The sequence below is a fragment of the Bacteroides sp. CAG:189 genome (genome assembly GCF_000432295.1).
GTDB classification, from domain to species: Bacteria; Bacteroidota; Bacteroidia; order Bacteroidales; family Bacteroidaceae; genus Bacteroides; species Bacteroides salyersiae.
The window spans coordinates 1-563 of sequence record NZ_HF991015.1 but is presented as its reverse complement, the minus strand read 5'-3'; the positions used below and the strand labels follow the sequence as shown (position 1 = coordinate 563).

At 42.5% G+C, this 563-nt stretch carries 1 protein-coding gene; it reads right to left on the bottom strand.

Annotated elements, in window-relative coordinates:
- Nucleotides 1-182: 182 nt before the first annotated feature.
- The coding region (locus QVP90_RS03665; protein ID WP_288203941.1) for a hypothetical protein at nt 183-563 on the bottom strand (381 nt) is incomplete at its 5' end.

Below are 563 nucleotides of genomic sequence, written 5' to 3'. Positions count from 1 at the left end.
TTGGGGCATTAAAGTTCTTAATTCTTTGCAATACAGAACAATACTTGTCTTCAAAACATTAACTTCACACTGTCTGTCCACATGTTTATAGTAACCTTGTCTGGTTATGCCGAAGTAACCACAGAGTCTGTTCAGACCACCGCATTTACGGTTGACCGAGCCTCTCTGTGACAAGGTGTCGATTACTTGGCATCTGAGTTTTTTCGCACGGGGATATGATAGGTCTGCTCTGTCAGATCAATAAGCACCTCGCAGGCTTCATGAAGCATCTTTGTCGTATCCAAATCCCGTTGAAGTTGACGGTTAGACTTGTGTAACGCTTCATTTTCAGCACGAAGCTGAGCGATAAGGGCCGCTGAGTCTTCGTCTATCAGCTGTGGATCAATGATGGATTTTTGCATCTTAGGATCTTCTATCTCGTACATTTTCATCCAGCGGGACAATGTACCTAAACTTAATCCATTACGTCGTTCAAATGTTTTCCGACGGTCGGAGCTGGAAAGATACTCGCGAATATAAGACTTACTTTCCAATTCTGTAAACTTTCTGTGAGGTTTTCTTTT